Origin of the sequence: Pseudoroseicyclus aestuarii (assembly GCF_003217255.1) — a bacterium.
Classification (GTDB): domain Bacteria; phylum Pseudomonadota; class Alphaproteobacteria; order Rhodobacterales; family Rhodobacteraceae; genus Pseudoroseicyclus; species Pseudoroseicyclus aestuarii.
In genome coordinates this window covers 399,734-418,136 of record NZ_QJTE01000001.1, presented here as the reverse complement: position 1 = coordinate 418,136, position 18,403 = coordinate 399,734, and the positions used below count along the sequence as shown (strand labels likewise).

Genomic DNA, 18,403 nt, shown 5'->3' with positions numbered 1-18,403 from the left:
GCTGTCAAGCGGGCCTGCGGGTCAGCAGGGACGCATGGGGATGGGGAGGGAAGACTGGCGCGGTTGACGGGACTCGAACCCGCGACCCCCGGCGTGACAGGCCGGTACTCTAACCAACTGAGCTACAACCGCGCTGAGGGGGCGTTTAGGCGAGCGCAGGGCCGGCGTCAATAACCGGATGCCGAGAAGGCGATGGCTATTGCCGCGCGGTCATCGGCCCGTGGGCCGAGTGCTTGGGGATGTCTTTGGGAGAAGGTGATGGCGCGGTTGACGGGACTCGAACCCGCGACCCCCGGCGTGACAGGCCGGTACTCTAACCAACTGAGCTACAACCGCGCATCGCGTCTGCACCGTCTCCGGCGCCTGACGTGACGCGGGTTCTAGGCAAGGGGCGGACGGGCGTCAAGCGAATCCGCGCAGGCTTTACCCTGCCTGCCGCAAGGTCGTCCGGTCGGGACGCCCTGCCCCGCCTCGCGGCGCCCCGGGCCCCTCCTGGCGGCACGGCAGGCGCAGGACGGATTCGTCCGCCGGGTGCGGGATCAAGGCGCCGCCTACGGCAGCACAGGGGGCGGCCCGATCCCCCCGGTCGGGCATCCTGTCGCGGCGGGTGGTTCATCCCGGCCTGCGAGGGCATAGGGTGCACCTCGCTGCACGCCGCGCCCGGCAGCGCCCCTTGCCAGAGGTCCCGACCCACCATGCCGCTTCGCCTTCTCGTGGTCGCCAGTGAGACCCCCGACCAGCAGGCTGCCCGCCGCAGGAGGTCGGGACTGGCCTCGCACGAGACCTATGCCGAGACGCTGAGGGACATGGATCCGGATTGCATCGTCGAGCATCACTCCTGCGTGGAGGGAAGCGACGCGATCAGCGAGGCGAGGCTTGGCCGCTTCGACGGGGCCATCTTCGCCGGCTCGCCGATCCAGATGCACGAGGACAGGCCCGAGGTGCGCAGCGCGGCGGGGTTCATGGCGCGGGTCTTCGGCGCGGGCCTGCCGTCCTTCGGGTCCTGCGCCGGGCTCCAGATTGCCGCCGTCGCGGCCGGCGGCACCGTGAAGCCGCGGGATGCGGAGATGGAAGCGGGCTTTGCGCGCTGTGTCGTGGCCAGCGATGCGGGGCGCGCCCATCCGATGCTGCAGGGCCGACCGGGCGCCTGGGATGCACCGACGATGCACTCCGCCATGGTGGACCGGATGCCGGCGGGCGGCACGGTGCTGGCCAGCACGGCGGAGGTTCCGATCGAAGCGGCAGAGATCCGGTCGGGGCGCGGGGTCTTCTGGGGCGTCCAGTACCACCCCGAGCTTGCGCTGCGGGAGATTGCCGAGGCGTTGCGGGGGCAGTCGGACGCGCTGGTGGATCAAGGTCTGGCCCGCAGCCCGGAGGTGATCGACAGCTACAGCCGGCACCTGGAGGCCCTCGACGCCGACCCGGCGCGGCGCGATCTGGCATGGCAACTGGGGCTCGACGCCGAGGTGATCGACAAGCAGCGGCGCAGGCGGGAGATCCGGAACTTCCTTCGGCACCTCAAGGGGGCCGCTTCGCCGCGTTGAGCGCTCTGCGGAGCCGGTCGGCACGGGCGCCCTGCCCGGCCTAGCCTAGACGGCAGCGAGGCTTGCAAGGCGACAGCGCCCCATAGGGCTCCTCCTCCGCGCCGCCTCTGGACAAGGGCGCGTGCGGGGTGTTCGCTGCGCCGGATCAGCCCCCTGACCCCCAACGGGAGATGCGCATGTCCGAGCGCGCCTGGACCGTCGTGCTCTGCGACAGCCTCGAGAAAGTCTTTCCAGACAGCGCGCCGCGCGCCCTCGACCCCGGCCTGCCGCTGCGCGGGACGCGGGGCGGCGCGGTGCGGGTGCAACTCGCGGTGCGCCCGCCCGAGACCCGGCACAACGCCAGCCTGCCGCATCCGCCCGAGGGCCTTCTTCCTTCCGTCGGCGTCACGGCGGACACCCCGGACGGCCTCGAGGCGCGGCTCCATGCCGTCGATCTGGTCCCTGCCCGCTTCCTCGCCTTCGAGGGGCACGACGACTTTTACCTGCGCGACACGCCCGGTCTCTGGCCCGACCCCCTGCGCCCCCTCGCCCCGGGCGAGCGGGTGGCGAGCCATGTCGGCCAGTGGCAGGCCTTCTGGATCGACATCGAGATCGCGCCCGAGGCAAAGGCCGGTCCGCGGGACATCGAGCTGACCGTGACGACCAGCACGGACGTCTGCATCGCCCGGCTGACCCTCCGCGTCGAGGTCGCGGACATCGCGCTGGAGCCGCTCGGCATCGTCAACACCCATTGGCTGCACGGCGATTGCACGGCGCAGTACTACGGGGTGGAGCCGCTGTCCGAGCCATGGTGGCACGCGATTGACCGGACCATGGCGGCGGCTGCCGAGATCGGGGTGAACGGCCTGCTGACGCCGGTCTGGATGCCGGTCCTAGACACCGCCCCCGGCGCGGAGCGGCTGAACGTCCAGCTCCTCGGGATCCGCGCGGAGGAGGATGGCTATAGCGTCGATTTCTCGGCCCTCGACCGCTGGCTGGACCTGCTGCGCAAGAACGGGATCGCCTATGTCGAGGTCGCGCATCTCTTCACGCAATGGGGCGCCGAAGCGACGCCGCCGATCCGCGTCACCCACGGCAACGAGACCCGCCGCGACTTCGGCTGGGACGTCGCCGCGACCGACCCGCGCTATCGCCGCCTGATGGAGGCGCTGCTGCCGGCGCTCAAGGCGCATCTCGCGGCTGAATGGGGCCTCGAAAGGGTCATCTTCCACATCTCCGACGAGCCGACGGGCGCCATGCTCGAAAGCTACCGCGCTGCGCGGGAGACGGTGATCGACCTGCTCGAGGGCTGCCGCGTCGTTGACGCGATGAGCGCCTATCTCCTGTACTCCGAGGGGGTCGTGACCGAGCCGGTCGTGGCCAGCGACAAGGCCCAGCCCTTCCTCGACGCCGGCGTCAAACCGATGTGGCTCTACTACTGCGTCGGCCAGCACCGCGAGGTGTCGAACCGCTTCTTCGCCATGCCCTCGGCCCGGACGCGGGCGCTGGGGCTGCAGCTCTGGCTGACCGGCGCGGCGGGCTTCCTGCACTGGGGCCTGAACTTCTACAACGGGTACCTGTCGAAGCAGGTCATCGACCCCTTCCTCTCGCCCGATGCCGGCGGCGCCTTTCCCGCGGGCGATCCCTTCATCCTCTACCCCGGCCCTGAGGGGGAGCCATGGCACTCGCTGCGCGGCAAGGTGCTGCGCGACGCCTTCGACGATCTGGCGCTGATGCAGATGCTCGAGGCGCGGCTGGGGCGGGAGGCCGTGCAGCGCCTCGTCGATCCGGAGGGCGCCATTACGCTGACCGCCTACCCCCGCGATCCGGCGCATTACCTGGACCTGCGCAACCGCCTGATCGCCGCTTTGGAAGACGCAGGCTGAGGCCGGCGTCACCGCTTGCGGTCACGCCGGCGCAGGATCCGCCAGCTCGCCCCGCAGCCATGTCAGCAGGGCATCCGTCTGCGCATGGTTGCCGCTTCGGCTGCCGCGAAAGACCGAGATCTCGGCGGGCCGGAACACCGCCTCGTCGCAGACCCTCACCAGCTTGCTTTCGGCCAGAAGCCCGCGCACCGTGTTGCGCCAGCCCAGCGCGATGCCCTGCCCCGCGACCGCCGCCTGCAGCACCAGCGGAAAGCTGTCGAAGCCGATCACCTTCGCGCCGCGCGGGCCGGGGCGCCCGAGGGCGGCGAACCAGTCCGGCCAATCCATCCAGTCCTGCGGCAGCACCTGATGCGAGAGCAGCGGCTGCCGCGCCAGATCCTCGAGCGAGAGGGGCAGCCTCTCGGGCGGCACCAGCCCCGGCGCGGCAACGGGAAAGACCTCGTCCGAGGCGGTGAAGGCCAGCCGCGCAGAGCCCGAGGGCCGCCCCGTCGTCTGGATCGCCACGTCGAAGGGATCGGGCGCTGCGGTTAGCGGGGCGAGTGCGCTGACGACGCGGACCTCGACGCCGGGATGGCGCTCGTGGAACTGCGACAGGCGCGGCATCAGCCAGTAGAAGGCCTCGCAAAGCTGGCAGTGCAGGACCAGCCCGCCCGGCGCGCGCCCGCCGCGCAGCCGCACCGTCTCGCTCGATATCTCGGCCAGCGCCGCGCCGACGACACGGCCATAGGCGCGCCCCGCCTCGGTCAGGAAGACAGCCCTGTTCCGGCGCTCGAAAAGCCGCAGCCCGAGGTCCGCCTCCAGCGCGGCGATCTGCTTGGTCACGGCGGTCTGCGTCAGGCCAAGCTCCTCGGCGGCGGCGGTGAAGCTTTCGTGCCGGGCCGCCGCCTCGAAGGCCGGAAGGCGGGACAGCGGCGGCAGCGGACGGGAATCCATTCCAAATCCTCATGCAGTTTCGAGATCATCTCATTTTATAGACAGGATCGCACGTGCTTTGCATCCGGCATGGCATGGACACTCGAAAACACGCTCCCGCGCGGCGGCACCGCCCGAGGCATCCTCGCGATCCTCGCAAGCGTGGCCCTGCTGTCGCTTTCGGACGCACTGGTGAAGCTGAGCGGGGATCGCTTCGGGCTGGCGCAGCTGGTCCTTCTGCGCTCGCTCGTCGCGGCGCTGCTGCTGGCGCTGTGGCTGCTGCCGACCGGAGGTGTCGCCAGCCTGCGCCTGAGGCGGCCGCTCTGGGTCTGGCTGCGCAGCCTCTGCCTTGCCGCGATGTGGCTGTGCTACTACGCGGCCCTGCCCTCCATGACCTTGGCGCTCGCCGCGGCCTGCTACTATACGGCCCCGGTCTGGATGGCGCTGCTGGGCCGCTTCGTGCTGGGGATGACGATAACTGGCCGAGGCTGGGCCGCGATCCTGCTGTCCCTTTCGGGCGTGCTCCTCGCGGTCGCTCCCGCGCCGGGCACCCTCACGCCGGTGCTGCTGCTTCCGCTCGCCGCCGGCGGGTTCTACGCGCTGGCCGGGATCGTGACCTACCGCCACTGTCAGGCGGAGCACCCGGGCGCCATGGCGCTGACGCTGAACCTTTGCCTGATCTGTGTCGCCGCATTGGGGCTGGCCCTCCTCGCGGTGCTCCAGCCCGGCGGAGAGGAGAGCTTCGTCCTGTCCCTCTGGCCGCGGCTGATGGGGGCGGACTGGGGCCTCGTGGTCCTGCTCGGGGCGCTTCTGGCGATCATCGCGACGGCGGTCGCGCTGGCCTATCGCCTCGCTCCGACGCCGGTGGTGGGCGTCGTCGATACCGCCTACCTCGGCTTCGCCGCCCTCTGGAGCGCGGTCTTCTTCGCAGAGGTGCCCAGCGCCCGCGAAGCCATCGGCCTTGGCCTGATCGCGGGGGGCGCGGTCCTCATGAGCGGCAGGCGACGGGCGCGCGACGGGCGCTGGCCCTTGGCGCGCGGCGGGATGCGCTAAGTCTTCGCTGACCCAAGGAAGGATGGACCCATGGCACCCGATCTGCGCAGCCTCGCGACGCATCACGGCCTGACGCTGGCCTATGACGACCCCTTCGGCGAGACGGCGCCCCGCCCGGTGCCGGAGGAGACGCTGCGCCTCGTGCTGCGGGGGCTCGGCGTCGATCCGGACGCCGCGCCTTCCGGCAAGGGGGCGGCGCAGCGGATGACGGTGCCGCGCGGCGCCCGCTGCTGGCTGCCGCCAAACCTGCACGAGGCGCCGGGCTGGGGCTTCTTCTGCCAGCTTTACGAGCTGCGCTCGGCCCGGAACTGGGGGATCGGCGATTTCGCGGATCTGGCGCAGCTGGCGGGCCTCTGCGGGGAGGCCGGGGCCGACTTTCTTGGCATCAACCCGGTGCATGCGCTGTTCCTGGCCGATCCGGACCGCCGCAGCCCCTTCTCGCCCTCGAACCGGCGCTTTCTCAACCCGCTCTACATCGCGCCGGACCGGGTCGAGGGCGTCGAGATGCCCGAGGGGCTCGAGGCGCTGCGCGAGACCGAGATGGTCGATTACGCCGCCGTTGCCGCGCTGAAGATCGGGGCCCTTCGCCAGGCCTTCGACCGCGGCGCGGAGCGGCCGCAGCAAGAGGCCTTCGCCCGCGAGGGTGGCGAGGCGCTGCGCCTGCACGCCCTTTTCGAGGCGATCTCGCAGCGCATGGTGGACGAGGGGCACGGCGCCGGCTGGCGCGACTGGCCCGAGGCGCTGCGCGACCCCGCCCGCGCGGAGGTCGGCGCCCTCGCGCAGGAGCTGGCCGAGGAGGTCGCGTTCCACATCTGGCTGCAGATGATCGCCCGGCGGCAATTGTCCGAGGCGGCGCAGGCCGCGAAGGAGGCCGGGATGCGCATCGGCCTCTACCTCGATCTCGCGGTGGGCGAGGTGCCGGACGGCTCCTCCACATGGTCGGGGGCAGCCGCCGCCCTGCCGGGGCTGACGGTCGGCGCGCCGCCCGACATGTTCGCAGCAAGGGGCCAGAACTGGGCCCTCTCCGCCCCCTCCCCGACCGAGCTTGCGCGCACGGATTTCGCGCCCTTCCGCGAGATGATCGGCGCGCAGCTGCAGGATGCCGGCGCGCTGCGGATCGACCATGCCATGGCGCTGTGGCAGCTGTTCCTGATCCCCGAGGGCGAGAGCCCCGCCGAGGGCACGCACCTGCGCTACCCTTTCCCCGACATGGTCGCCGCCCTCGCCGAGCTGTCGCAAAAGCACGAGGCCGTGGTGATCGGCGAGGATCTGGGCTTCGTGCCCAAGGGGTTCCGCCGGGCCATGGCATCGGCCAACGTGCTCTCCTACCGCATCCTCGTCTTCGAACAGGAGGAGGCGGGCTTCAAACCCCGCAGCGCCTACCCCGAGCTGGCGCTGGCGTGCCTGTCGACGCATGACCTGCCGGTGCTGAGCGAATGGTGGAAAGGCTCCGACATCGAGGAGCGGCGCCGGCACGGCCTCGTCGACGAGGAGCAGTCCGAGCAGGCCGCCGCCCACCGGCGCGAGGAGCGCAAGGCATTGGTCAGGCGGCTGCGGCAGTCGGGAACGCTGCGCGGCCGCTTGAACGCGGACGCACCGGAGCTGCCCGAAGAGGTGCTCGAGGCCGCGCACCGCTTCCTCGCCCGCACGCCGAGCCTGCTGACAGCGATCCGACTGGCTGATCTGACCGGCCCGGCGATGCAGACCAACGTGCCGGGCACGACGGACGAGCATCCGAACTGGCAGCCCCGCAGCACGGTCGATATCGCGCAGATCGCCGAGGATCCGCGCTTTGCCCGGATCACCGATCTCATGCGCTCCGAACGCCCGCGCCCGGGGACCGGCCCCGCGCAGCGCTGATCGCGCCCCCTTGGCAATGGCGGCAGGAGGCGGCACTCTGCCGCCTCCTGCCCCCGCACGGATATCTTCATGCCGCTCAGCGACTACGGCGTCTGGACCGCCAGCCCCCTGCGCGTGACGGCAGAGCGGGCGGCGCAGGATCCGGACAGCCCGCATATCCACCTGTTCTACGACGACGGCGCGGGCGGCACCTTCGACGGGGCGAAGCGCGCCTCGATCAACGTCAAGTCGCAGTCGGCGGTGTCGGAGCTGGTGGTCTGGCATATCCCGGATTTCGTCCATCCGGTCAGCGCCGCCCTGCCCGGCCTCGCCCCCGGCTTCAGCCGGCTGCCGCGGCGGCCGGGCGGGCTGGCGCTGGATTACATCCGGGGCAATCTGCTCGACGTCACGCGCGGGCGGCTGCTGCCGCATGACCGGCCCGGGCCGCGCGACGACATCATCGACCTCGTCCTGCCAGAGCTTCGGGCCGCGATCCGGCGCGGCGCCACGGTTCACCTTTTCGGAGATCCCTATTCCGACGGTCAGGGCATCCACAACATCCACATGAACCAGGGCTCCGAGGCGCGGTTCCGCGGCTCCGACGGGGTATGGCAGGATGGCGCGGTGCTGATCCGCTACCCCGGCGAGCGGCGGGTGGCGGCGCTGTTCTTCGCCTTCGCGAGCCAGGCGGTGCATACCGACGACCGGACCGGCCATGCCCTGCCCGGCGTGCCGACCTTCGCCGCCCTCCTCGCACGGCGACCCGCCGCCCCTCCGGCTCCGCCAGAGCCCGCCGCACCACCCGCACCCGCCGCGCCGCCGGAACCCGCCGCCCCGTCGGCGCCCGGTACACCTGCGACGCCCGGCGCGCCGCCGCTCGTCATCACCGCCGCGCTGGTGAACCCGGTCGGGGCCGAGAATACCCCCGGCTTTACCGGCCGGCCCGAGACGGTCTGGCTGCGGAACCTCTCGGATCGCGGCGTCTCGCTGGGGGGCTGGCGGCTGCTGAACGCCCGCAAGGCGGCGCATGTTCTGCCGCCGGACCTCTGGCTGCCGCCCGGCGGCACGGTCGAGATCGCGATCGAGGTGCCGCTGTCGAACGGCGGCGGGCTGATCAGCCTGCTCGATCCGCGCGGGCTCAAGGTGGACGGCGTGGCCTATACCGCCGACGACGCGGCGGAAGAAGGCGGCCTCGTGCTGTTCCGCTGAGGGATCAGCCGCTCAGGTGGTTGCCCAGAAGCTGGTCCATGGAAATCGAGGGCTGGTCGCAGCCCGCCTCGCCGACGATCTTGGCCGGCACGCCGGCGACCGTCTTGCAGGGCGGCACTTCCTTCAGCACGACCGAGCCGGCGGCGATGCGGCTGCAATTGCCGACGCGGATATTGCCCAGCACCTTGGCCCCGGCGCCGATGAGGACGCCGTTCCCGATCTTGGGATGCCGGTCTTCCTCTTCCTTGCCGGTGCCGCCCAGCGTCACCGAATGCAGCATCGAGACATTGTCGCCGACCACCGCCGTCTCGCCGATGACGATGGAATGGGCGTGGTCGATCATGATGCCGCGGCCGATCACCGCGTTGGGGTGGATGTCGATGCCGAAGAGCTCCGAGATCCGCATCTGGAAGAAATAGGCCATGTCGCGCCGGCCCTGCTGCCAAAGCCAATGCCCGATCCGGTAGGCCTGCAGCGCCTGGAAGCCCTTGAAGTAGAGAAGCGGCTGGATCAGCCGGTGGCAGGCGGCATCGCGGTCGAAGACCGCGCCAAGGTCGGCGCGGGCGGCGGCGGCGAGGCTGGGATCGGCCTCATGCGCCTCGTCCGCGATCTCGCGCAGGATCTGCTCGCTCATCTCCGAAGAGGCCAGCTTGAGAGAGATGCGGTAGGCCAGCGCCCGCTCGAGCGAGGCGTGGTGCAGCACGCCCGAATGGATCAGCGGCCCCATCAGCGGCTCGTCGGCGATGGCCTGCTCGGCCTCCTGCCTGATGCGGTGCCAGACCGGGTCGACCTGGGCGATGCTGGACCGGTGCTGTTCCATGCCGGATCTCCTGAAGCTCTGGCGCGCCATAGCAAAGATGGGACGCGCGGGCCAAGGGTAAAGACCCCGCCCGCCCCTCAGCGCCGCCGCCACTCGGCCAGTGCCGCCAGAAGCACCGCCAGCGCGGCGCACCAGTCGGCATCAAAGCGCCCCCGCCAGCCGGCCTGCGGCGCGCGCATCGACGCGGCCATGAGAGAGCCGTCGCCCCAGAGGGGATGCGGCCGGCGCAGGCGCTTGCGCCACTTGTCGGCGGCATGGGCGCGCAGGATCAGGCGGCCGGCAAGGGCCGCGCGCCGCGCCTCCGGCACTGCCAGAAGCGCGCGCACCGCCTGATCCATGTCCCCCGGCAGCAGCGGCCGCATCAGAGGGAAAGCACCTCGAAGGGGCCGGGGCCGAAGACCTCCGAGAGCTGGGCGACGCGGATCACCACCGGGCCCGCGCCCAGCGCCGCGCGCGTGGCGGCATCGAGGTGCCAAGCCGGCGCTGTCAGCACCTCCGACCGCGCGAGGGCGCCGTCCACCAGCACCTCCAGAAGGTAGCGTTCGCTCGCCTCGCCCAGCGGCACATCGGGGCCGGTCCAGCTGTCGCCGCCGATGCGGGTGCGCCGGGTCCAGCCGATCCGCAGCCCGCCCGCGCCATCGGGCGCGGCGCGCAGGTGGCAGGGGCTGTAGGGCCGCAGGCCGACGCCTTCGAAGGCGCGGACCTCGTGCCGGAAGGTCGCGTCGTCCAGCGCCCGCTGCGCCGGCCCGTAGCGGTAATGCCGCGCCACCCCGCGCATGGAAGGCGGATAGGTGACCTGCCGCACCGCGCGGTCCAGCAGCACCACGCGGCTGCCCGCCGGCCAGTCCTGCGGCATCACGCCGTCGGTCCCGGCCTGCCCGCGCAGCCGCAGGCGCAGATCGTAGACATTCGGCGCGACCAGCTCTGCCTCGGCGAACTGGAACACCTCCCACAGATCCGAGGCGCCGTCGCCGATCGCCATGACATTGGCGCCGGCCAGCAGCGCGGCCTCGGTGGCGCTGCGCAGCGCGCCCGAGACCAGCTTGACCTGCAGCGCAGGCCCCCGGTCCCAGACCCCCGGCCGCGCCGCCTGCATCGCGCTGAGCGTCGTGCCGAGGATCGCGGTCACGGGCTGCACCATGTCGACATCGTAGTCGCTGTCCGTCGGCGCATCATACAGCGCGACGGAGCCGGGCCAGGGCCGCGCGGCGGCGGTGAAATGCGGCGTATGCGGCACCTCGTCCCCGGTCAGCAGCGGCAGGTCGAGGAAGGTGCCGACCACCGGCACCGGCGGGGTGAAGGCGCCCATGCGCGGCGGCTCGTCCGTCACCGGCGCCTCGCGGTAAAGCGCGGGCTGCGTGCGCACGGCCTCGATCTGCAGCGCCTCGGCCTGCTCCACCCGGTCGATGCGCCAGCTGCCCCCCGGCCCCTCGAGCGTGACCGTATCGCCCGCACCCAGCGCGAGGCGCGAGGGCGGCAGGGCGAAACGCGCGGTCTCGCGCGCGGTCTCCGCCTCGGCCAGCCAGCGCAGGGCGATCTGCTTTGCCTCCGCGCGGGTCAGCGCCAGCGGCAGCTCGGTGCCGGCGACGGTCAGGGCCGCGTCGTCCGGCGTCATCGCCTCGGCGGTGCGCTGCTCGTAATCGCCGCCCGCCTCGATGTAGGATAGGCGCACCCGGCCCGAGACCTCGGCCTCGGCGGCGCGGGTGATCTCGATCGGCGGCTGCTCGGAAAGGTGCACCGTCTCGCCGGTCTCGATGCTCGCCGCAGGCGCATCGCCGCGCAGGCGGAAGGAAAGGACCCCGCCCCGCTCCACCGCGTCGAAGCCATGCGCCAGCATCAGCGGCTGCAGCGCCGCGCGCGCACTGCCGACCTCGTCCAAGAGGTAGCCGCGCACCAGCCCCCAGAGGGCCGAGGTATCGATGGGGACCGCCCCGGCACGGCGACAGATCGCCTCGACGACCGAGGCCAGCGTCCAGGACGCGGTGCGCCCGGTGATCCAGTGCCCCAGGCGCCAGTTCTCGCCATCGGCCCAGACCTCGTCCCGCGCCGGGAACCACGGATAGGGCCGCGCGTCCCAGGCCCAGACCAGCATCCGCGCGGTATCCAGCATCCGCCCGTCGTAGACATCCGAGGCCGGGTTGTTCGCCGGATCGCCGAAATGCCGGTGCACGGCGCGCAGGTACTGAAGCTGGATCAGCTCGTCCCGCGTGCCGTCCGAGTAATAGGGCAGCGCGCTTTCCGAGGATTTGGGATCGACGAAGACATTGGGCTGGTTGGTGCCCTTGTCGACGCTGGGGCAGCCCAGCTCGGTGAACCAGATCGGCTTGCTGCGCGGCACCCAGGGGGTCGGCGTCTCTGCCCGTTCGCCCAAGGGGCGGTCGTAATGCGGGTTAGCCCACCAACTCGCGAGGTCCTTGTAGCGCCAAACCCAGGGCTCGCCGAGGTAATCCTCGATCGGGGTGCGCAGCTGCGCATCCCGCGCCTCGGGGCTGGCATAGTACCAGTCATAGCCCTCGCCGCCCGCGACGTTGCCGGTCAGGTAATCGAGGTCATAGATCGCGTCGAAGGTCTGTGCGTCGAGGTGATCGGTCCCCTCCCGCCAGTCCGAAAGCGGCATGTAGTTGTCGATGCCGATGAAATCGATGTTCCCGTCCGCCCAGAGCGGGTCGAGGTGAAAGAGCTTGCCGCCCTCCGCCGGCTGGTAGCCGTGGTATTCCGACCAGTCCGCGGCATAGGAGATCTTCGTGCCCGGCAGCATGGCCCGCACGTCGGCGGCCAGAACCCGCAGCGCCTGCACCGCCGGAAAGCCGCTGGCCCCGCGCGCCGTCGTGATGCCCCGCAGTTCCGATCCGATGCAGAAGGCATCGACCCCGCCCGCCGCGCGGCACAGCGCCGCGCAATGCAGGATGAAGCGGCGCAGGCCCCAGTCCTCGGGGCCTGTATAGTCCAGCCCGTCGAAGTCGCCCGGCTGCGCGCCGCCGAAGAAGGCGGCGACCTGCGCCCCCGCCGCGGCGGTGCCGTCGGGGCTGCCCGCCTGCCCCGGCGCGCGGCTCAGCGTGATGCGGCCGCGCCAGGGCAGCGCGGGCTGCTCGCCCCCGCCGTAGGGGTCGGGCAAGCCGTTGCCGGCCATCTGGTCCATCAGGATGAAGGGATAGAAGACGACCTTCTGCCCGCGCGACTTCAACTCCTGGATCGCCTGGATCACCGAGGCATCCGCCGGGGTGCCGCCGTAGACCGGGCGCCCCTCGTCCAGCGGAACGATGCCCGCCTCGGCGCGGGTCACGCCCGAGACGGTCCAGGGCATCTCCTGCCCGTCCTCCTCGGCCTGCTCGACCAGCGGGCGGATGCGGCAGTCGGCCATGCGCAGGTCGGTGCCGAACCAGCTGACGACAAGGCTGACGGTGCCGCAATTGGGCAGCTCCTCGGTCAGCGTCTCGGCGGCGGTGACGAAATCGGGCAGGCCCGAGGGCGTGTTGACGTTGGCGGGCACCATCTCTCCGAAGGACCGCTCGAGGTGCACGGGCTCCGTCGCCAGCGCGTATTCCCCGGTGCCCGGGATCAGCGCCACGCCCTGCACGAGATGCGCGACGGAGCCGTCGCCGACCTCCTCGGGGACGGGGCGCAGCACCTCGAAGCTGAACTGCGGCACGCGGTTGCCGAACTGGCCCAGCGGCAGATCCTCGATCACGACATAGGCGGTGCTGCGATAGGCCGGCACGCGGCCGATCCCCTCGATCGCCTCCATCTTCGGGTCGGGCAGCTGGTCCTCCGTCCCCTCGTAGACGCGCAGGGTCAGGCTCTCGCGCGGGATCTCCTGCCCGTCGGCCCAGATCCGCCCCAGCCGGGTGATCGGCCCCTCGCAAAGGGCGACGGCAAGGCTGACGGTATAGGAGAACTCCGTCACCTTCGGCTGGCGCGGCGCGCCCTTGCCGCCGCCCGTCGTCTCGCGATCCTCGAGGAAACGCGAGGCCCAGATCACCTGCCCGCCCAGCCGCATGGTCCCGTAAAGGCGCGGGATCGCCCCGCCCTCGCCGGCGCGGGTCAGGCGGAAGCGGTCGATCCGCCCGGTCTCCACCGCATCGCTGCCCTGCCCCAGAAGCCGGCTGTCGATGGCCGCCCCGAGCGCCGCGCCGGCAAAGCGGCCCAGCGTCGCGCCCGACAGCCCCAGCGCCGTGCCGCCGACAGAGCCGCCGAGGGCCAGCCCCGCAGCCGAAAGAACGATCGTCGCCATGGTTCATCTCCCTGCGCGCTGCGGCGCCTTGGTGGTGTCAGTCGAGCCGCGCGGCCAGCGCGAAGGCGGCTGCAAGCCGCCTGCGCCAGGGCGCGGTAAAGGCGCTTTCGACAACGCCATGTCCCTGCCAGGCATGGACGAAGCCCGCGCCGGTGCAGATCCCCAGATGTTTGGCCACCGATCCCGCGCGCATGCGGAACAGCAGCAGGTCGCCCGGCCCGGGCGCCTCGAGGGGGGCCAGGTGCCGCAGCGCCGCCTCGTGCAGCAGCTCGGCCCGCTGCGGCTCACCCCAGTCGGGGGTATAGGGCGGCGGCACCTCGGGCGGCGCGCCGGCCAGCTCCTGCCAGACCCCGCGCAGGAGGCCGAGGCAGTCGCAGCCCGCGCCCTTCGCGCTGGCCTGATGCACGTAGGGCGTGCCGATCCAGCCGCGCGCCGCCTGCACGACCCGGCTCACCTGCGGCTGCCGCCGCTGGTATCGGCGGTGCTCCTCGGCACAGCGGCCAGCCAGTCGTCCGAGGGCAGGTCCGGAAAGCCCTGGAAATTGATCAGGTTGTCGAATTTCTGCCGGCAGGTGGCAAAGCGCTTGGCGCAGCCCACCTGCAGCCGCAGCCTGTCGCCGGGCCGCAGCGCCGCGCGCAGCGGCTGCCACAGCGCGATGCGCCGCGGATCGCCGCCCCGGTCGCTCTTGATCGCGCCGGACAGCCCCTCTGCCTCGCCCGACAGGACGGTCAGGCTGCCGCGCGCGAACCAGCCCGCCTCCTGCGTCAGGCCCGGAACCGTGACCTCGGCATCCTCGACCGCCTGAACCGCCACCTCGACGGTATAGCCCGGCTGCGACAGGTCGACCCGGCAGCGGGCATCGCCCAGCACCGCGGTGCAGTCGCGCTGGAAAACGCGGCCCTGCGGCTGGTTCAAGGGCTCCGTCAGCCCGCGCAGCTCGGCCTGGAAGACGCCGCCGCCGCGCCGGATCTCGCCCACGGTGCCGGCAAAGCGCAGCAGCCGCGCCTCGGGCGCCTGCCAGTTCACCAGCCAGATGCGGACGCCGGCGCCGTCGAGCAGCCCGCGCTCGATATCCGCCTCGCTGATCGCGGCGGAGGAGAGGATGCCCAGCGCCTCGCTGTTGTCGATCGAGAGGCCGGTGCCCTGCACCAGCGCCCGCGCGCTCATCCCCGCTTCGGGGCGGAAGGCGATGCCCTCGAAATCCAGCGGACCATCGTGGTCGGTAAACCCTTCCACGCGGCCATCCGCCAGCGTCACGGCCCAGCAGCGGCAGACGGTGCTGACCTGCCCCTCGAGGTGCGCCAGAAGCTGCGCCCCGCTCACAGCCGGATCTCCACGACCTCGATGCGCGGCATGGCGCCGGCGCCGAAGGTCTCGACCGAGACCTCGAGCCGCTCGGTGTCGAAGCGGGCCGGCACGTCGAACTCGAACCCCGCCGAGATCACCGCGCCCAAGGCCGGCGGATGGCTGAAGGTGACGAGGCCGGTCGTATCGTCCAGCTCGTAATCCACCCCCTCGATCTGCGGATCGCCCGAGACGGCGATCAGCACCCGGTTCGGCACCGGCTTCTCGATCCGGCGCTGCCAGGCATGGGCGCCCTCGCCATAGGTCTTGATCAGCGCAAAGGTGTCGTCGGCATCGGTGCCGAGCGCGATCTGCTGGTCGAGCGCGTCGATCGCCTCGCTCGGGGCGCAGGACTTGTAGTCCGCCCAGTCCTTCCAGCGAAAGCCGTGCAGCGGCCCGCGCCGCGCCTCGAAGAAGGCGAAGACCTCGGCCAGATCGTCGAGGCTGCGCAGCCCCGCGCCGGCGTCATAGCGGCGCCGGCTGTTCGCCCAAGGCGTGTTCCGCTCCTCGTAGCCATTGGTCAGGGTGACGATCTCGGTGCGCCGCTCGGGCCCGCCGGAGGCGCCGAAGCTGACCGCGATGGGAAAGCGTTCCTCGTGGAATTCCATAGCCCTACCTTTCGTTCTTCGCGCTTTGGATCAGCGGTTTCGGGCGCCGCGGGTGACCGCGCGCGCGACCTCGGCGGCGATCTGGCCCTGGCTGCGGCGGAAGCCGGCGACATCGGGGCTGCTGACGTTGATCGTCACCTGCACGGGCCGCGCGCCGCCCTGCGCCGCGACGCCAAGGCTGCCGTCCGGCCCGCGGGTCAGCGGCATGATCGCCTCTGGCCCCGCCTCGCCCATCAGGCCGGTGCCGCCGCGCATCGGAAAGGCCACCGGCCCCGTCACCACGCCGCCGCGGGCGAAGGGCACAGTGCGCCCGCCCGCCAAGGCGCCACCGCGGGCATGGGGCATCAGCCCAGAGACGAGCCCGTTCAGCCCCTGCGCCAGAAGACCGCCGACATGGTCGGTGACCGGCTTCGTCGCGGCGGCATGGACGGTCTTGACCATGCTCCCGGCGAGGCCGTGCAAGACCTCCGCCATGCGATCCCCGCCGACGACCACGCCGTTCAGCGCGCGCTGCAGCCCGCGCGAGAAGCCGCGCTCCAGCGTGCCGAGATCGCGCGTCGTCGCGCCCAGCGCGCGGCGCATCTGCCCCAGCTCCTCGGTGAAGGCCGCGGTCATGCCGCCGGCCGATGCCATTGCGCGCTCCAGCGCGTCCAGATCCTCATCCGTCATCGCGTCTCTCCTTGGCGTCTCGGCCCCTGTCGGGATAGGCGGCCAGCAGCTCCTCCAGCCTTTCGCGGCCCATCGGCGCGGCCCCCGCGCCCAGCATCAGCCGCAGCTCTGCCGGGGTCAGGGCCCAGAACTCAGCCGGTCGCAGGCCAAGGTCGTGCAGCACCGCCCGCATCAGGGCGCCCCAGTTCACGCGGGCACCGAGAAGGCGCGCGCCAGAAGCTGCGCCGCCGCCCTGGCCGCGCCGAGCGGGCCGCCCGCCAGATCGGCCGTCAGCAATTCCGCCCGGCCGCCCTGCCAGCCGCCGCCCCGAAGGCCGGCTGTCAGCAGCGCAAGGACATCCCGGCTCGAGACGGCGCCGCCCTCGAAGCGGGCGATCAGCGCCGTCAGGCTGTCCTCGCCCAGCGCGTCCTCCAGCTCCGCCAGCGCGCCGAGTGTCAGCTTCGCGCGGTGCGGCACGCCGTCCAGCGTGACCGTCACCTCGCCTGCCAGCGGATTGGCCATCACTCCGGCTCCGGCGCGAAGGTCATCTCCCCGGCCGAGGCCAGCGACAGCTCGAAGGTCGCCTCGCCGTTGACGGTGCCGGCGTAGTCGATCCCGATGATCTGGAACGGCCCCTCGATGATGCCGAAACTGGGCAGGATCACCTGGAAATCCGGCGTCAGCCCGTCGAAGAAGATCTGCCGCGCCCGCTCATCGGTGGCCTCGTCGCGGAAGACGCCCGATCCGGCGACCTGCGCGCTGCGCACACCGGCGCCCGACAGAAGCTCGCGCCAGCGGCCGCCGCTGCCCAGCGAGGTCACCTCGACGCTTTCCGCGTTCAGGCTGAGGCGCGTGGTGCGCAGCCCGGCCATCGTCTCGAACATGCCGTCGCCGGTCATGTCCACCTTCAGCAGCAGGTCGCTTCCGCTCTGAACCGCCATGTCGTATCCTCCTGTCCTGCCTTAAATTCCGTCGTCGACCCGCGCGCGAAAGCTCAGCTCGATGCGCCGCCTTGCGCCGCCGTCGATCCGCTGCGCCTTCGCGCGGTAGAACCCCAGTGCCACCAGCCGTCCGCGCGCCAGCGCCAGATCGGCGCCCACCAGCGCGTCCGAGACCGCCGCCGCGACGGCCTTGGCGCCGGCGAACCCCGCCGCCTCGGTCACGACCGAGACGGTGAACTCATGCTCCGCCCCGCTGCCCGAGATGTCGCTGCGGTCGCGCGCTAGATCCGGCCCCAGCGCGACGTAGAGCGCTGGCAGCGCGCCGGCGGGCACCGCGTCGTAGATCGCGCCGCCGACCAGATCGGTCAGCGCCGGCCAGCCCGGCAGCCGCTGGTAGACCGCCCCCTGAAGGGCCTCCCCCGCGCCGTAGCTCATCGCGCCACCTCCACTTCGGTATCCAGCACGAGGTAGCGCCCCTCCGGGTCCGCCTCGCGCACCGCGAGGACGCGAAAGACCCGCCCCGCCCCGCGCAGCCGCTGCTCGGGCATCGGGCGGCGCGGGCTGCCCATCGGCGCGCCGCGCAGCGTGATGCGCACCCGCGTCAGGCTGACCTCGTCGCCCGCCGCCGCTGCCCCGGCCCGGCCGGACCGCGCGTCGATCTCGGCCCAGAGGGTGCCGAGCGCCTGCCACTGGGTGATCCAGCCGCCGGCCCCGTCGGGGCTGCGCTGCGGCGCCTCGAGCACGAGGGCCCGGTTCAGCCGCGGCACCCTCATCCCCGGCCTCCCAGCCGGACCGGGCGGAACCGCTCGATCAGGGCCGTCACGCCGAAGGGCATGCAGCCCGAGCCGAGGCCGGTGTCGTGCCGGAACTCGTAGTAATGCGCGGCCAGCATCAGCACCGCCTGCCGCAGATCGGCGGGCGCGTCGGTCCATTCCGGCCCGAAGCCCGCCAGCACCGCGATCCGCAGCGCCCCGCCCGGCGGCAGCGCGGGCCAGCCGCCCGGCCCCGCCTCGAGCGCCGGGCTCTGCATGTCCGGCACCAGCCGCCAGCCCTCGACCGGCAGCACCACGCCATCCGCCGCGACCCGCGCGACCGAGACGACGGCGCTGACCGGCGCCAGGGGCAGCGCCTGCCGGGCCGGATCGCTCCAGCAGGTCAGCCGCAGCGCCATCTCGCGCTCCAGCAGCACCTTGCCGGTGCGCCCCTCGATCGCCGCCAGCGCGGCGCGCAGGAAGCCGGCCAGCACCGGGTCCTGCAGCCCCTCCTCGGCAAAGCCCGAGCCCAGCCGCAGATGCGCGCGAAACGCCGCCAGCGGCAGGGCCCCTTCCGCGATTCCCCCGTCCTCGATCACCATCTCCGGCCTCCTGTCCGCCTGACGCGGCCGCCCCG

At 72.2% G+C, this 18,403-nt stretch carries 19 protein-coding genes and 2 tRNA genes; 5 read left to right on the top strand and 16 right to left on the bottom strand.

Annotated elements, in window-relative coordinates:
* Positions 1-55: 55 nt before the first annotated feature.
* Both DFP88_RS02000 and DFP88_RS01995 read right to left on the bottom strand, forming a co-directional pair.
* A tRNA-Asp gene (locus DFP88_RS02000) sits at positions 56-132 on the bottom strand.
* A 127-nt stretch (positions 133-259) separates the two neighbouring features.
* A tRNA-Asp gene (locus DFP88_RS01995) sits at positions 260-336 on the bottom strand.
* Between the two features lie 359 nt (positions 337-695).
* Here DFP88_RS01995 and DFP88_RS01990 point away from each other — a divergent pair.
* A complete protein-coding gene (locus tag DFP88_RS01990; RefSeq protein WP_110812761.1) occupies positions 696-1,544 on the top strand; it encodes a glutamine amidotransferase-related protein in 849 nt (282 codons plus the stop codon).
* A gap of 176 nt (positions 1,545-1,720) precedes the next feature.
* Complete coding sequence (locus tag DFP88_RS01985) at positions 1,721-3,409, top strand: DUF4091 domain-containing protein (RefSeq protein WP_220032273.1); 1,689 nt, start codon at positions 1,721-1,723, stop codon at positions 3,407-3,409.
* A gap of 21 nt (positions 3,410-3,430) precedes the next feature.
* On the opposite strand, the gene DFP88_RS01980 is transcribed toward DFP88_RS01985, so the two are convergent.
* A complete protein-coding gene (locus DFP88_RS01980) occupies positions 3,431-4,342 on the bottom strand; it encodes a LysR substrate-binding domain-containing protein (protein ID WP_110812759.1) in 912 nt (303 codons plus the stop codon).
* A gap of 69 nt (positions 4,343-4,411) precedes the next feature.
* On the opposite strand from DFP88_RS01980, the gene DFP88_RS01975 reads away from it, so the two are divergent.
* The 3 genes from DFP88_RS01975 to DFP88_RS17190 all read left to right on the top strand — a co-directional run bounded on the left by DFP88_RS01975 (position 4,412) and on the right by DFP88_RS17190 (position 8,422).
* Positions 4,412-5,374 carry a DMT family transporter gene (locus DFP88_RS01975; protein ID WP_110812758.1) on the top strand — a complete coding sequence of 321 codons (963 nt, stop codon included), beginning with the start codon at positions 4,412-4,414 and terminating at the stop codon, positions 5,372-5,374.
* A 30-nt stretch (positions 5,375-5,404) separates the two neighbouring features.
* Entirely contained in the window at positions 5,405-7,234 is a 1,830-nt protein-coding gene (gene malQ / locus DFP88_RS01970) for a 4-alpha-glucanotransferase (RefSeq protein ID WP_110812757.1), read from the top strand.
* A gap of 69 nt (positions 7,235-7,303) precedes the next feature.
* The gene (locus tag DFP88_RS17190) at positions 7,304-8,422 is read left to right on the top strand and encodes a DUF2278 family protein (RefSeq protein ID WP_220032272.1); all 1,119 of its coding nucleotides are present in this window, start codon (positions 7,304-7,306) and stop codon (positions 8,420-8,422) included.
* 4 nt (positions 8,423-8,426) lie between these two features.
* On the opposite strand, the gene cysE is transcribed toward DFP88_RS17190, so the two are convergent.
* The 13 genes from cysE to DFP88_RS01900 all read right to left on the bottom strand — a co-directional run bounded on the left by cysE (position 8,427) and on the right by DFP88_RS01900 (position 18,368).
* Complete coding sequence (cysE, locus tag DFP88_RS01960; RefSeq protein WP_110812756.1) at positions 8,427-9,242, bottom strand: serine O-acetyltransferase; 816 nt, start codon at positions 9,240-9,242, stop codon at positions 8,427-8,429.
* 77 nt (positions 9,243-9,319) lie between these two features.
* Positions 9,320-9,604, bottom strand: a complete 285-nt coding sequence (locus DFP88_RS01955) for a DUF7742 family protein (protein WP_110812755.1) — start codon at positions 9,602-9,604, stop codon at positions 9,320-9,322.
* Positions 9,604-13,473 (bottom strand): baseplate multidomain protein megatron, encoded by a 3,870-nt coding sequence (locus DFP88_RS01950; RefSeq protein ID WP_110812754.1) that lies wholly within the window; start codon positions 13,471-13,473, stop codon positions 9,604-9,606. Before DFP88_RS01950 ends, DFP88_RS01955 begins: the two co-directional genes overlap by 1 nt.
* 37 nt (positions 13,474-13,510) lie before the next feature.
* Positions 13,511-13,927 carry an NlpC/P60 family protein gene (locus DFP88_RS01945; RefSeq protein WP_110812753.1) on the bottom strand — a complete coding sequence of 139 codons (417 nt, stop codon included), beginning with the start codon at positions 13,925-13,927 and terminating at the stop codon, positions 13,511-13,513.
* Complete coding sequence (locus DFP88_RS01940; protein WP_110812752.1) at positions 13,924-14,796, bottom strand: DUF2163 domain-containing protein; 873 nt, start codon at positions 14,794-14,796, stop codon at positions 13,924-13,926. The genes DFP88_RS01945 and DFP88_RS01940 overlap by 4 nt, the downstream gene beginning before the upstream one ends.
* Positions 14,793-15,425 carry a DUF2460 domain-containing protein gene (locus tag DFP88_RS01935; RefSeq protein ID WP_110812751.1) on the bottom strand — a complete coding sequence of 211 codons (633 nt, stop codon included), beginning with the start codon at positions 15,423-15,425 and terminating at the stop codon, positions 14,793-14,795. The genes DFP88_RS01940 and DFP88_RS01935 overlap by 4 nt, the downstream gene beginning before the upstream one ends.
* 30 nt (positions 15,426-15,455) lie before the next feature.
* A complete protein-coding gene (locus tag DFP88_RS01930) occupies positions 15,456-16,094 on the bottom strand; it encodes a phage tail tape measure protein (protein WP_110812750.1) in 639 nt (212 codons plus the stop codon).
* Positions 16,084-16,284, bottom strand: a complete 201-nt coding sequence (locus DFP88_RS01925) for a rcc01693 family protein (protein WP_281268141.1) — start codon at positions 16,282-16,284, stop codon at positions 16,084-16,086. Before DFP88_RS01925 ends, DFP88_RS01930 begins: the two co-directional genes overlap by 11 nt.
* A complete protein-coding gene (locus DFP88_RS01920; RefSeq protein WP_110812748.1) occupies positions 16,281-16,595 on the bottom strand; it encodes a gene transfer agent family protein in 315 nt (104 codons plus the stop codon). Before DFP88_RS01920 ends, DFP88_RS01925 begins: the two co-directional genes overlap by 4 nt.
* Positions 16,595-17,014 carry a phage major tail protein, TP901-1 family gene (locus DFP88_RS01915; protein WP_110812747.1) on the bottom strand — a complete coding sequence of 140 codons (420 nt, stop codon included), beginning with the start codon at positions 17,012-17,014 and terminating at the stop codon, positions 16,595-16,597. Before DFP88_RS01915 ends, DFP88_RS01920 begins: the two co-directional genes overlap by 1 nt.
* 21 nt (positions 17,015-17,035) lie before the next feature.
* Positions 17,036-17,449: a DUF3168 domain-containing protein gene (locus DFP88_RS01910; protein ID WP_110812746.1), complete on the bottom strand. Its 414-nt coding sequence runs from the start codon at positions 17,447-17,449 to the stop codon at positions 17,036-17,038.
* Entirely contained in the window at positions 17,446-17,787 is a 342-nt protein-coding gene (locus DFP88_RS01905; RefSeq protein WP_110812745.1) for a head-tail adaptor protein, read from the bottom strand. The genes DFP88_RS01910 and DFP88_RS01905 overlap by 4 nt, the downstream gene beginning before the upstream one ends.
* Positions 17,784-18,368 carry a head-tail connector protein gene (locus DFP88_RS01900; protein WP_110812744.1) on the bottom strand — a complete coding sequence of 195 codons (585 nt, stop codon included), beginning with the start codon at positions 18,366-18,368 and terminating at the stop codon, positions 17,784-17,786. The genes DFP88_RS01905 and DFP88_RS01900 overlap by 4 nt, the downstream gene beginning before the upstream one ends.
* Positions 18,369-18,403: the final 35 nt, after the last annotated feature.